Genomic DNA, 13,589 nt, shown 5'->3' on the forward strand with positions numbered 1-13,589 from the left:
GCCATTGTTCAAATTTTTCTTCTTTAGAAGAAAAATCTTCCAATTAGCGTTTCAACGAGCTGGGAGATATGCTCGCCAGCTGTTGTAGTTTGTTTTCCCCCACCTAAAGAGGAAGGGGACATCTTAAAGCTCGTTATAACGGCAAAAGGTAGGCGAATCCTGAAGATTCATTTTTCCGGTTCCCTCTACCAGTTGCAGTGTACCGGAGGAATCAACTGCTAACAGCCCTAACTCCTCAAATATCTTAAGGCCTGCAGCACAGGCCTCTCCCTGGGCATGAATTCCTGCCAAACGCATTCGCACCGACAACCATTCTGCATCATTGGTGACCCTTTTACCCTTGGTCTTGCATTCCTTCAGGAAAATATACAGGTTTTTCAGAAAGACCCTGTCCGGTTTTACTTCCACCTCATCACCAATAGGCGTACCCATGCTTTTTATAAAGCACTGTAGCTGTCTTGTATCCTGCCATTCATTGATATTAAATTCATAAACCACGTCCAGCGGTTCTGTATCAATGCGTGAAATATCATTAATATCTGCAGCCATGTTAAAGGCCAATGCCGTTATGGATTTCCTGCCGTCCACAACGCTAAAACGCAAATGCTGCTGTTCATTGCCGATAAGGGAGGCATATGCTCCACGCACCCCCCGACAGCAGAACAAAGGACTTTCATTCTTCATACCACAGGGTTGCAGGCGTTCCAGCTCCTCCACCATCTCCATGTTGACCTCCAAGGGTGAAATTTCCTGGTCCAGATCATAAAATGGAATAAACTGCTCTGGGGTCATTTGCCTGGAAGCCTCAGCTTCTATAAGATTAGTGAATTCATCTATTTTGTCCTCGCGTATTGTAAGTCCGGCTGCCCCTTCATGTCCACCAAACTGCTCCAACACATCATTGCATCTGTCCAGGGCCTCATAGAGATTAAAGCCCGGAATACTGCGACACGAGCCCTTGCCGATACCATCCTTCATACTGATGACTATAACCGGCCGATAATATTTGGTTTCCAAACTGGAGGCAAGGAGGCCCAGCACGCCCTGGTGCCAGTCATTGCCCACCACTACCAGTACCTTCCTGTTATCGATATCCACATTCTTGAGCTGTTCTTCAGCCTCAAGCTGCATATCGTCCTTCAGTTTCTTGCGCTCATCATTTATGGAATTAATCTCTGCTGCCAGCTGGGCAGCCTTCTCCGGATCATCACAGGTGAGCAGCTCCACCCCAATGGTAGCACTGCGCAATCGTCCGGTGGCATTTATCCTCGGTCCCAGATAGAAGCCTACATGGGTGCTGGTAATCTTTTTATCACTGCAGCCTGCCACTTCAAGCAGCGCTTTCATTCCCACTATGGAAGTTTTTTCTATAGCCTTTAATCCCACACTGACAATACGACGATTCTCACCAATAAGAGGAACTGAATCCGCAACGGTTCCCAGAGCCACCAGTTCAATTCCCCTGTCACCGAGAGCTTCCTTTCGCAGCTCCTGCCAAAGTCCCTGACAGAGTTTAAAGGCGATTCCTACACCTGCCAGCTCCGGACAGGGATACCTGGAATCACTGCGGTGAGCATCCACCACAGCCACTGCCTCAGGGAGCTCATCTCCTGGTATATGGTGATCAGTAACCACCACATCCAGCCTGCTGTTGATTTCCTTGATTTCATCCAAGGACTTGACCCCGCAATCAACTGTAATAATCAGCTGGGTCCCTTTATCTGCCAGTGAATCCAAGGCCTTGGCATTCAGCCCATACCCCTCGGAAAACCTGTTGGGGATGTAATAGTCCACATCGGCTCCCAATTCTCCCAGAATCATCAGCAACAAGGATGTAGAAGTAATGCCATCGGCATCATAATCACCATATACAACTATTTTTTCTTTTTTTGAAATAGCTTCTATAATACGATCCACCGCCAACCTCATGTCCGGCAGCAGGTAAGGATCTAAATATTCAAATTTTTCAGGGTTTAAAAATATTTCTCCCTTTTCACGGGTATCTATACCTCGATTAATTAAAACTCCAGCCAGCAGCTGGGATATACCAAGCTCATTGGCCAGCCGTTCCTTTTGCTCTGAAGGGCAGGATTTAATCTTCCATTTTTCCCTGCTGTTCATTTTATTTTCACCACCCCTTACAGGAATACCCTTTTGGGGTACAGACCTGTTATATGTAAATGTATGTGTTTTTGTAAGAGCTTGCCGCATGTCAGCCCCAGACAAAATGTGTACCGACCACTTGCATGCCTGTCCTGCACCTGATTCCAACAGGGTAATTCCCCGTGATGTCAGGCACTGTCTCTTCATGAAGTGAAATGCTGCATCGGAACATACCGACGCAGCATTTCATTCATTTAACCGCCAACAATGGATAATATGACAAAAACTCACCACGGCTGTCAAGTACCCACTGAAAGATTCCAATGTTATCTATTTTCTTCTAATCTCATCAATACAAAGCACAAATCAGATAATCTGTTAAGATATAATCTGTTGCTTTCATGTACCAGCTCATTATCTGCCAGGTCCAACAGGGTTCTTTCAGCCCTGCGGGCTACAGTGCGTGCCATATCCAGGCAGGCACCACCCTGGGATTCCCCAGGAATCAAAAACTTGGATAAAGGTGGCAGCTTGGCCTCAATCCCGTCAATGACTGATTCAATGTTCACAACCTGCTCATCGGTAAGCATAGGCTCCTGGTCGAGACTGGCCAAATCCGCCATCAACAAACCGTTGAGCTTCTGAATCTTGAGGATTATTTCCTTTACCTCATCATTCCTGCAAAAAGCCCTTGCCATGGCCAAGGCTGAATTCACCTCATCCACCGTGCCATAAACCTTTACTCTAAGGGAATTTTTGGCAATACGCTGTCCGGTATATAACCCGGTCGTTCCCTTATCTCCCGTCTTTGTATATACACTCATGGCGAAGCCTCCCCCTGATATCAGTCGAAGATTTCAGTTGCACTGAAATACAGTGAAATTTCCCGTGCAGCACTTTCCGGTGAATCCGATGCGTGTACCGCATTGCGGCTGCCACTGGAAGCATACAGCTTACGGATTGTTCCTTCATCTGCCTCAGCAGGGTTTGTCTTGCCATTAATCTTGCGAACCTTTGCTATAGCGCCTTCGCCTGCAAGTACCATTGCAATAATCGGACCAGAGGTCATAAAGCCTACCAAATCATCATAATAAGGACGCCCTATATGCTCTACATAATGCTGGGAGGCCAGCTTCTCATCCATTTTTAGCATTCTTACAGCCAATACATCAAGACCGGCTTCCTCGTAAATCTTGAATATGTCTCCAATGTGGTGTGCCTTAAATGCATCAGGCTTAATAAGAACCAATGTTTTTTCCATCAAAATAATCTCCTTCTCCTAATAGTATATTCCAACAGCATATTACATCTGTCATTTGATTTCCTGAAGGCCTTCCATATACTTTTTACCCAAATCACTGTGTGCATCTGCTGATTCCAGCAATGCCTTAATCTCGTCTTCTCTCAGAGGGCGGGACAGCTTGGCCGGATTGCCGAACAATAATGAATTCCCGGGAATCTTTTTTTCCTGAGGGATAAATGAATTTGCTCCAACAATACAGTTTTCGCCGATTTCAGTATACCCCATCAGTACAGATCCCATGCCTATCAGGCTATTATCACCAATTTTAGTGCAATGCACTACAACATTGTGACCTATGGTTACATTATCACCAATTACAGTAGGTGTGTCCCACATGCTGTGAATCGTGGTATTGTCCTGAATATTGGTGTTGGCACCAATAACAACCTTATTAATGTCTCCACGCACCACTGCATTAAACCAAATACTGCAATTATCCCCTATGGTAACATCACCAATAATAACAGCATTAGGTGCGATATAGACATTTTTGCCGATGACAGGCTTTTTATCAGCTAGTGCATAAACATTCCCCATAAAAAAACCTCCCTTTTTGATATCTTGTCAACATAATTATAACGCCATTGTTTAAATTTTTCCACAGGCAAAATCTTTAAGTTGACGATTTACCATGGGAGAAGTAAGTAATCAACTGGGCTTGCTCCATTGCACCCCCACTGCTTGGAAGATTCATATTAACAGAAATTTTCACCATTGCTGTTATTTGCAAGCCAGGCTACACATGCTGCAGTTCTTTTCTGCAGCAACCATTCTCCTATTTCCGTGCCCTTCTTTTCTGCAGGTGCCATGGTACCATTTATCCTCAGCAGTTTCTGAAGCAGGTCATCGTATTTTTCGAGATACACCGGCAAGGAGCCATGATCTGCCATAATTATCCGGCAAAAATCCTTTGGTGCAAGATATTTTTCCATATCATGCAGGAACAAAACCAGCTCAGTAATCTTTCCCGGTTTTCTCATTAAAGGGGCCCGCATATGATGACTGATAACCATTTTTGCTGCCTGAACCCATACCTTGGGCAGGCGCATCCTTTTGTTCCACCGGTCCATCACCTCCAGTCCCCTTTTTTCATGATCGTAATGATGTGGCAGCATATCCATCGGAGTTGTTCCCTTGCCTATGTCATGAACCAAACCGGCAAAAACCGGTACAACATTGGTTGTTCCATCTGCAATCCTGTCGATTATTTCCATTGTATGATTATAGGCATCCCCCTCCGGGTGAAAATCCACCGGCTGAGTTTTGCCTATCAAAGCATTGATTTCCGGGAAAAGCACTTCCAACAGGCCGGCTTTTCTAAGCAGCTGGAAAAAAATAGATGGCTTTTTTGTTTCCAGGACCTTTTTCAGCTCTGAAAATACCCTTTCTGCCGGCTCATCCACAATTTCCTCACGACATTGCCTCATTGCAGCCAAAAGATCCTCGGATACTGAAAAATCCATCTGTGCAGCCTGTCTGGCCGCACGAAGAGCCCGGACCGGATCCTCTCCAAAATGCTCAGATACCGGACGCAGAAGCATTGCTTTAATGTCCTGTTGCCCCCCGTAGGGATCAATGATATTCCCTGTAGCCACATCCATTGCTATACTGTTGACCGTGGTATCCCGCCTGAACAGATCCTCCTCAATGGAGATATCACAATATTCCACATCAAAGCCTTTATAGCCCTTACCGGCCTTATGTTCCTTCCGGGCAAAGGCCACTTCGCATTTCACCCCATCGATTTCCATTAAAAACACAGGAAAAGATTTTCCTATCAGCTTTGCATCGGTGAAAACAGTTACGAACTTCTCCTTGGAAAGTCCCACCACCACAAAATCCTTATCATGGGGTACCTTACCCATCAAACGGTCCCTTACCCAGCCACCAACTATATATAAGCGCCCACCGGCATCAATAACCTGCTGGGCAAAGTCCTTCTCTAACATTGTTTCACCTCACAAAAACCACATTCCTATATCCATCCCTGTAGTCTCCACTACAAAACTGACCATAACAGAAAAGGGACTGTGTGTCCAGTCCCTCGGCCAAAATCATGATTAAAATATACAATTTCAAAATATTGCAATTACGGCATATACCACTAGTCATCCAGCAAAGTAGCACCATCCCTGTCAACGGACAGCACCATGTATGACGAGTTGACTTCATGCCCGGAAAACGCCTGCTGCATGGCCTTTCCCACCTTATCTTCATTGCCCGAAGTAATGGCTATCAGACAAGGTCCGGCACCGCTCAGGAAAGCTCCCATAGCACCAGCCTCCTTTGCTGCCGCAAAGACATCCCTCATGCCTGGAATAAGCTCTGCCCGGTACTGCTGATGGAGCCTGTCCTCAAAGGATTCAGCCAAAAATTTAGGACTGCCCTTCATCAGTGTTGCTATCAGCATGGCCGTACTCCCTATATTGGTAATGGCATCAGCCCGGCTTACCATATCCGGTAAAACCTCGCGGGCCGCCTTGGTCGGAAGGTAAAAATCCGGTACAGCCACCACCATCTTGAAATTAAGCCGTGGCATAAAACAGAAGGTTTTAGGGCAACCATCCCTGACCACACTTATGGTCATACCGCCGAAAAGAGCCGGTGCCACATTATCCGGATGGCCCTCAATATCTGTGGCCAGCTGCAACAAGTCCTGCTGGGACAAAGGAGCCCCAAGGGCCTCGTTTGCTGCCTTTAATCCACCAACAATCGCTGCCGCACTGCTTCCCAGTCCACGGGACAAAGGAACACTGTTGTGCATTACTATGTGGGCACCTTTGTAGGTATCAGCTGCCCCTACCTTTTCCAGCACCTGCAAAATTGATTTATATACAATATTCTGGCTGGTCTGGGGAATTATCCCTGCACCCTCTCCATATACCTCAATCTGAAAATCGGAATTTTTATATAGCTCCAACTCAAGTTCATTATAACAGGAACAGGATATTCCCAACGTATCGAACCCGGCTCCAAGGTTTGCTGATGTCCCCGGAACCCTGATTTTAACTTTTTTTGCTTCCAAGCCTATCGCTCCCCCACCATACTATTCTTCAACCCGAATAATGTTGCAAATTTTCACAACAACAGGGAGATTTCTCAAAAGCTCAGCTGCGGTCTCCACCTTCCTGTGCTGCACTACATGGGTGACAGCCACAATTTCTGCATGGTCATCCACCATACGGGTCTGAATAACTGATTTGAGGCTGACATCACTCTTACCAAAGGCTGTGGCAATAGAGCCAAGAACTCCAGGCTCATCATCAACCCACAACCGTATGTAATACGATGATTCCGTATCAGCCAACGCACATAAAGGCCGCTTGTTGTAGCAGGTACAGCCTATGACAGCCTTGTTTCCGGATACTATATTACGGGCCACGGCAATAATATCTGCTACCACAGCAGATGCAGTTGGCAATGCACCGGCACCCCTCCCGTAAAACATGGCGTCACCAATAGCATTACCCCTAATGAATATAGCATTGAAGACATCCTTTACATTTGACAGAGGATGGCTTGATGGTAAAAATACAGGATGAACACGGACATTAACACCCTTGTCGCCATAATCCCTGGCAATAGCCAACAGCTTCACCACATAGCCCAATTCCTTGGCATAGGCAATATCTGCGGCCTTTATTGAGGTTATTCCTTCCACAGATACATCATCCAGCTTTATTCTGGTATTAAAGGCGATAGACCCCAAAATAGCTGCCTTGCGGGCAGCATCCAAACCTTCCACATCAGCTGCAGGATTTGCCTCAGCATATCCCTTGGCCTGAGCTTCCTTCAGTACCTCATCATAATCACAGCCGTCCTCGGTCATTTTTGTGAGCATATAGTTGGTAGTACCATTAACTATGCCCATAATAAGACTGATTTTATTGGCCGCCAGGCATTCCTTCAGGGGTGTAATAATCGGGATTCCGCCACCTACACTGGCCTCGAACATAAAATCAACATCATGCTCCTCAGCCTTTGAAAACAGCTGCTCCCCAAACTGGGCTACCACATCCTTGTTAGCGGTAATGACATGTTTGCCGGCCTCCATGGCTCTTAGCATATATTCCAGGGAAGGGTGAAGCCCTCCCATCAATTCAACTATAATACTGATATCCCCATCATTGAGAATATCATCAGGATTATCTGTCAGATTGATGTCCTCCAGATTTTTACGCTTTTTGGTAATATCCCTGACCAGGACTGCCTTAATGGAAATTTCACGGCCTATACGCTTAGAAATATCGGCAAAATTGGATTTAAGCACCTCAACAACACCGGACCCTACAGTTCCTGAGCCCAATATTCCAATCATAATTCTGTTACTCATAAAGTATCAGCTACTCCCTTCAGGCCTGGGCCTGCCCAAGTACCTCTAAACGCTTCACTCCGTCAACCATACGGAGCTTGTCCAGCAGGGCTTCAAGATCTACAGAAAGATTTACTGTTTCTATTGAAACAGTAGCATTGGCAACGCCCTGAAGAGGAATGCCCTGATTGATGGTAAGCACGCTGCCTGAATCGTTGGAAATTGTATTGAGCACACTGGAAAGCACACCCTTTTTATGCTCCAACAGGAAAGTCAAAGTTACAATCTTATTCTGACTGGCCTCATAGAAAGGAAATACATAATCCTTATACTTGTAATAAGCACTGCGGCTGAGTTCCATTTTTTCCACGGCTTCATTGATGGTACGCGCATCTCCGCGCTTTAACATTTCCTTGACCCGAATTGTCTTTTTTATTGCTTCTGGTAAAATTTCTTCTCTAACCAGGAAAAATCCGCTTTTTTCTTTTGTTGTCATATTACAGCCTCCGTACACCATAAGTGGATATTTTTCTACATACAATAGATATTATACCACTATATATGAAATATTGACAATAGTATTTGAGGAAAATACATTCATGCACCATATTAACAAAAAAGTTAATGATTTTTTAACTGCACTGTATAAAATGAGACTAAAATCCGATGGTCACTAATATTACCAACGAATTTCAGTCTCATCTGACTCAAATTTATTTTGCTGCTTTTATTTTACTTTCGGTACCATTCATCAAACGGCTTATATTGGCCTTATGACGGTATATTATAAACACTGCGGCCAACAGTCCAAAAACGAGATATTCCACAGGCTGAGAAAATATATAGGCCAAAACAGGAACAAAGGCTGCTCCTATGATAGAGCCCAGTGAAACATATCTTGTAACAAAAACGATAGCCAGCCATACCAAAAATACGATTCCCGCAATCTGTGGCATGAGCATCACCAATACACCAAGACCAGTGGCAACACTTTTCCCACCCTTGAAGCCCAGGAACATTGACCATGAATGCCCTACTACCACAAGAATGCCACAGAGGACACCTGCCAACGGAGTAGCAACTGCGTACAGTCCCATGGCTGCCCCTATCACACCCTTTAGAAGATCCAGGGCAAAAATACTGATACCGGCTGCCCGGCCAATAGTCCGCCAGGCATTTGTTGCCCCAATATTTTTACTGCCATGCTCCCTTAGGTCTACCCCCCAGACAGCTTTTCCCAATATCAGGCCATTGGGAATTGAACCAATAATATAGCTTATGAGACAGGATATTATCATTTCAGTCATCAGATATCATCCTCTTCCTTTCTTCCACGAACTATCAGCTTCAATGGTGTACCTTCAAAGCCAAAGCTCTCCCGCAGGCGGTTTTCAATAAAACGAAGATATGAAAAGTGCATCAGCTCAGGATCATTCACAAAAACGATAAATCTTGGTGGCTTGATATCTGCCTGGGTCATAAAGTAAATCTTCAGCTGCTTACCGCGATGTGATGGTGGTGGATTTACAGATACCGCATCCCTTATCAGCTCATTGAGCACGCTGGTCTGAATGCGCATGGACTGCTGATCGGCTACATATTTAACCAGCTCGGTAATACGGGAAATACGCTGATGGGTAAGGGCAGAGGTATATAATATAGGTGCATACTGCAGGAATCCCAACTCATCGCGAAGATCCTCAGTAAAACGCAGCGTTGATTTATCATCCTTATCGGGATAAATATCCCATTTATTGACAACTATGATTACACCCTTGCCGGACTCATGGGCGTATCCTGCAATCTTCTTGTCCTGCTCAGTAATTCCCTCAAAGGCATCGATAACCATCAGCACCACATCAGCACGGTCCACAGCCCTAAGTGATCTCAGCACACTGTACCGTTCCACTGCCTCGTCTATCTTTCCCTTGCGGCGCATTCCGGCAGTATCAATGAGCATAAACTTGATGTCATCGGCCTTAAAATGAGTATCAATGGCATCTCTGGTGGTGCCGGCAACATCACTTACAATTACCCTTTCTTCACCGATGAGAGCATTAACTATGGAGGATTTTCCCACATTAGGGCGGCCAATAACCGCTATGCTGATTTCATCGGCTTCCTTTTCCTCGCCGTCCTTTTCCGGAAAGGCTTCAACCACAGCGTCAAGCAAATCACCAAGTCCCAGGGCATTGGATGCCGAAATCCCAAGGGGATCACCCAGTCCCAGATTATAAAACTCATAAATATTTGATTCCAGCTGTTGACTGTCAACCTTGTTCACTGCTAAAATAACAGTTTTTTTTGCCGCCCGAAGCATATGCCCCACTTCTTCATCTGCTGATGTCAGTCCGGACCTGCCGTCCACGACAAATACAATAACATCAGCCTCCTCCATGGCCAGCTTGGCCTGATAACGCATGGAACGCAATATCTGGTCGCTTTCATCAAATTCAATACCACCTGTATCAATCATGGTAAAAGTATGGTTGAGCCATTCTGCATCCATATATATACGGTCTCGGGTAACCCCAGGCATATCATCCACTATGGATACCCGCCGTTTTCCAATCTGATTAAATAAAGTTGACTTGCCCACATTAGGGCGACCTACTATGGCAACGATAGGTTTACTCATTGTCATAGCCTCCTCTCTTAGTATATGCTGCATTACTCTGCCACATGTATACAGCTTCCTGGCCATCCACACCCTGATAATTTGAAAAATCTGTCAAGGCCCTGTAAAAATCCTCTCCACCACTGACAGTTTCAACACGGCCGCTAAACCAGCCACAAAACTCCTGCAGGGAAACATCATCCAAAAAGACATTATCCCCTGTTCTCAGACATGATTCGGGAATCAATATGCCATCATAATCCTTCTCTGTATTACCCAAAGCACTTTTCATGTCCCGGGCCGTAAGAAGCCCTGACACATTTACACTGGTACCAAAATGATTGTTTGGCACCGGGACTACCTCTACCTCCAAATTAACCACTGGCAGCTCATCTGCCAGCTTGCGGAACAGGGGTGCTATTGCTGTTCCTGTGAGAACAGCCAAACGCATTTTTTCAGTATAGCCCTCGCCGGACTGGGTATGAGCCTCACTGGTTGCAGCCGAAAATTCCTCAATAAAATTCCTGGCCAAACCTATTCCATTGTCAAGCTGAGGAAATCCATCATAAACTTCAGCAGGCGGAACCTCTTTTCCTGCCAAAAAATAAAATTCATCACCCAAATATATAAAAGTCCGTCCTGTCAGCTCCCGCTCCTTCTTCTGAAAGCTTTCAACCTGCTCTATCACCTGGGCAGCACTTTCCCTATCAAAGCTCTCCAGCGGGTAGCAATCCTGACGAAATCTTGTCAGTCCTACAGGTACTATAGCCATGGAAAGAGCGTGGGGCTTTCTGGATAAAATATCTCTTATGGACCGGTCCAGCTCCTGACCATCGTTAATCCCCCGGCACAAAACTATCTGGGTGTGGTATTCCACATCAGCCTTGGCCAGTCTGTCCAGCTGGGCAGCCAGTCTGTCAGCTGACTTGCATCTCAGCATCTGGCATCTTAGTTCAGGATTGGTGCATTGTACCGAAATGAACAATGGTGATAAATGATACTGCTCTATACGCTTAAAATCATTTTCCACCATATTGGTCATGGTAATAAAATTCCCATATAAAAAGGACATTCTGTAATCGTCATCCTTGATGTTCAGACTATCACGCATATGGGGTGCCACCTGATCCACAAAGCAGAAATAACAGTTATTTGCACAGCGGCGGATACCGTCAAAAACGGCAGACTCGAATTCCACTCCCAGCTCCTCATCATAATCCTTATCAAAGGCCAGGACCTCCTGCTGCCCATCTCCATGCTCCACCAGCATCTCTATTTCTTCGTCAGCAAAGGCAAAGCTAAGGTCAATAATATCACGGAGCTTAATGCCGTTAACTTCTATGATTTTGTCACCAGGTACAAGCTCAAGCTCCTCAGCCAGACTGTCCGGCTGAACAGATAATATCTTACCGTAGCCCATAAATCCTCCTGTTTTGAAATAAGACCGTAAATGGGGAGTGATGAAAACATCACTCCCCATGGAATTACATATACAATTACGAATTAATATCCGTCAATTACTCAGCATCCTCATTGTTGTCGCCGGATTCAGACTCATTTGCCTGTTTCATGCTGAGAGAAATACGCTTTCTCTCAATATCCACATTCAGGATCTTGACAGTCACCTGATCGCCAATGGCTACGACCTCATCAGCACTCTTGATGCGTCTGTCAGCCAACTCACCCATTGGGATAAGTCCATCAAGGCCCTGCTCAATGCGCATGAATGCACCAAATGCCTTAAGGCCAACAATTTCACCGGAAATGATGTCACCAGCATTGTACTTTTCAGCCTTAACAACCCATGGATCAGGCATGGTGTCCTTTACACTGAGGGAAATACGGAGCTTGCCATCTTCACTTTCAGCAATGCTCTTGATCTTAACATCAATTTCCTGGCCTTCCTCAAGAACATCTGAAGGATTCTTGACGCGTTCCCAGGAGAAATCTGAAATGTGAACCAGTCCGTCAATACCGCCGATATCAATGAATGCACCGTAAGATACCAGGCGCTTAACAGTACCCTTTACAACATCGCCTTCCTTGATGTTCTCCAACCAGGACTTAAGCTCAGTCTCGAGCAGCTGGCGACGGGACAATACAAGACGCTGCTTGGAAGGATCCAGCTCGATAGGCAGGACCTTTACAGTCTGACCTACATACTTGGAGAGATCCTTTACAAAATTAAGCTCAATCTGGGATGCAGGAATGAAAGCCCTTACACCCAAAGCGCGGGCAACGAGGCCACCCTTAACTACCTGGGTAATTTCAGCCTCAATAGGCTCACCCTTTTCAACTACACCGTCAAGCTCCTTCCAGGAAGCAAGGCGATCAGCCTTAACCTTGGAAACAGTCAAGCCGTTCTCTCCACCCTTGGCAACAACAAGAACCTCAATGACGTCATCAACCTTGACAACATCCTTGGCAGATTCAGGTGCTGGCTCAGCAAGCTCAAACTTGGAAATAGGAACATCATTCTTATTGCCCTGTATGTTTACGATTGCTTCATTGTCATTAACAGCTACAACAACAGCTTCCACTAAATCGCGCTCATGTATCTCCTTCATAGAATCTTCTTTTGCTAACCAAGCTTCCATTGAATTCATTTCTTCTGACACTTTTTATAAACCTCCTTGATAATCCAGTCCGGAGTAGATGCCCCAGCTGTGATACCAATTTTTTTAATTTTATCAAACCAATCGTCACATAGCTCATCTGCTGTTTCGACATGGTAAGTTTTACATTTTTCACTGCAAAGCTGCGCCAGCCTTGTAGTATTAGCACTGTTCTTGCCACCTATGACAATCATCATATCCACCTGGGAAGCCAGCTTTACCGCAGCTCCCTGACGCTGGTCAGTAGCAGTGCATATTGTACACAGTATTTTCAAATCTGCTGATTTTTCCAGAAGCCTTGCCACAATTTTCTTGAACTTTTCTCCTGAAAATGTCGTCTGAGCCACAATTCCCAGTTTACCAAATCTTTGAAGGGAATCAGCCTCTGCTTCGGTCTCAATGGATACGGCATCCTCACCGGCCCATTCGAGAATACTTCGTACCTCCGGATGACATTTCTCGCCGATAATAACTACCTGGTAGCCTTCATCCGACAGCATTTTAGCTGACATCTGTGCCTTTCTTACATGGGGACAGGTCGCATCCACCATATTGAGTCCAAGGTCCTCAACACGCTTATATACCGAAGGTCCAACACCATGTGACCGTATAATTACGGTCCCTTCATTGACCTCATCC

General features: G+C 45.5%; 13 protein-coding genes. All 13 read right to left on the reverse strand.

What is annotated here, in order from left to right:
* Positions 1-123: 123 nt before the first annotated feature.
* Entirely contained in the window at positions 124-2,310 is a 2,187-nt protein-coding gene (gene recJ / locus K6C05_RS06920) for a single-stranded-DNA-specific exonuclease RecJ (protein ID WP_296732913.1), read from the reverse strand.
* 119 nt (positions 2,311-2,429) lie between these two features.
* Complete coding sequence (locus K6C05_RS06925) at positions 2,430-2,927, reverse strand: cob(I)yrinic acid a,c-diamide adenosyltransferase (protein WP_296732915.1); 498 nt, start codon at positions 2,925-2,927, stop codon at positions 2,430-2,432.
* A 20-nt stretch (positions 2,928-2,947) separates the two neighbouring features.
* On the reverse strand, positions 2,948-3,364 hold the full coding sequence (ndk, locus tag K6C05_RS06930) for a nucleoside-diphosphate kinase (RefSeq protein ID WP_296732917.1): 417 nt from the start codon (positions 3,362-3,364) through the stop codon (positions 2,948-2,950).
* Positions 3,365-3,415: 51 nt separating this feature from the next.
* Complete coding sequence (locus K6C05_RS06935; protein ID WP_296732919.1) at positions 3,416-3,943, reverse strand: gamma carbonic anhydrase family protein; 528 nt, start codon at positions 3,941-3,943, stop codon at positions 3,416-3,418.
* Positions 3,944-4,101: 158 nt separating this feature from the next.
* A complete protein-coding gene (locus K6C05_RS06940) occupies positions 4,102-5,355 on the reverse strand; it encodes an HD domain-containing protein (RefSeq protein ID WP_296732920.1) in 1,254 nt (417 codons plus the stop codon).
* A gap of 155 nt (positions 5,356-5,510) precedes the next feature.
* A complete protein-coding gene (gene thrB, locus K6C05_RS06945; protein WP_296732923.1) occupies positions 5,511-6,431 on the reverse strand; it encodes a homoserine kinase in 921 nt (306 codons plus the stop codon).
* 21 nt (positions 6,432-6,452) lie between these two features.
* Positions 6,453-7,739, reverse strand: a complete 1,287-nt coding sequence (locus K6C05_RS06950; protein WP_296732925.1) for a homoserine dehydrogenase — start codon at positions 7,737-7,739, stop codon at positions 6,453-6,455.
* A 19-nt stretch (positions 7,740-7,758) separates the two neighbouring features.
* On the reverse strand, positions 7,759-8,214 hold the full coding sequence (locus K6C05_RS06955; protein ID WP_296732928.1) for an ACT domain-containing protein: 456 nt from the start codon (positions 8,212-8,214) through the stop codon (positions 7,759-7,761).
* Between the two features lie 217 nt (positions 8,215-8,431).
* Positions 8,432-9,025, reverse strand: a complete 594-nt coding sequence (gene plsY, locus K6C05_RS06960; protein WP_296732931.1) for a glycerol-3-phosphate 1-O-acyltransferase PlsY — start codon at positions 9,023-9,025, stop codon at positions 8,432-8,434.
* The gene (gene der / locus K6C05_RS06965) at positions 9,025-10,356 is read right to left on the reverse strand and encodes a ribosome biogenesis GTPase Der (protein ID WP_296732934.1); all 1,332 of its coding nucleotides are present in this window, start codon (positions 10,354-10,356) and stop codon (positions 9,025-9,027) included. The genes plsY and der overlap by 1 nt, the downstream gene beginning before the upstream one ends.
* Complete coding sequence (locus K6C05_RS06970; RefSeq protein WP_296732936.1) at positions 10,349-11,755, reverse strand: DUF512 domain-containing protein; 1,407 nt, start codon at positions 11,753-11,755, stop codon at positions 10,349-10,351. Before K6C05_RS06970 ends, der begins: the two co-directional genes overlap by 8 nt.
* 97 nt (positions 11,756-11,852) lie before the next feature.
* Positions 11,853-12,953, reverse strand: coding sequence for a 30S ribosomal protein S1 (gene rpsA, locus K6C05_RS06975; protein ID WP_363317176.1), 1,101 nt, complete (start codon positions 12,951-12,953; stop codon positions 11,853-11,855).
* Positions 12,938-13,589: 4-hydroxy-3-methylbut-2-enyl diphosphate reductase (ispH, locus tag K6C05_RS06980; RefSeq protein ID WP_296732939.1), on the reverse strand; the 652-nt coding region annotated here is incomplete at its 5' end. The genes ispH and rpsA, both read right to left, overlap by 16 nt.

Origin of the sequence: Anaerovibrio sp., from assembly GCF_024697385.1 — a bacterium.
In the GTDB taxonomy this organism is placed as follows: Bacteria; Bacillota; Negativicutes; order Selenomonadales; family Selenomonadaceae; genus Anaerovibrio.

Bases quoted from the DNA above. Each gene is read 5' to 3' on its own strand.
- ndk (WP_296732917.1), bottom strand. From the start codon at position 3,364: ATGGAAAAAACATTGGTTCTTATTAAGCCTGATGCATTTAAGGCACAC.
- K6C05_RS06940 (WP_296732920.1), bottom strand. From the start codon at position 5,355: ATGTTAGAGAAGGACTTTGCCCAGCAGGTTATTGATGCCGGTGGGCGC.
- recJ (WP_296732913.1), bottom strand. From the start codon at position 2,310: ATGAAGAGACAGTGCCTGACATCACGGGGAATTACCCTGTTGGAATCA.
- K6C05_RS06950 (WP_296732925.1), bottom strand. From the start codon at position 7,739: ATGAGTAACAGAATTATGATTGGAATATTGGGCTCAGGAACTGTAGGG.
- plsY (WP_296732931.1), bottom strand. From the start codon at position 9,025: ATGACTGAAATGATAATATCCTGTCTCATAAGCTATATTATTGGTTCA.
- K6C05_RS06925 (WP_296732915.1), bottom strand. From the start codon at position 2,927: ATGAGTGTATATACAAAGACGGGAGATAAGGGAACGACCGGGTTATAT.
- der (WP_296732934.1), bottom strand. From the start codon at position 10,356: ATGAGTAAACCTATCGTTGCCATAGTAGGTCGCCCTAATGTGGGCAAG.
- K6C05_RS06970 (WP_296732936.1), bottom strand. From the start codon at position 11,755: ATGGGCTACGGTAAGATATTATCTGTTCAGCCGGACAGTCTGGCTGAG.
- K6C05_RS06935 (WP_296732919.1), bottom strand. From the start codon at position 3,943: ATGGGGAATGTTTATGCACTAGCTGATAAAAAGCCTGTCATCGGCAAA.
- K6C05_RS06955 (WP_296732928.1), bottom strand. From the start codon at position 8,214: ATGACAACAAAAGAAAAAAGCGGATTTTTCCTGGTTAGAGAAGAAATT.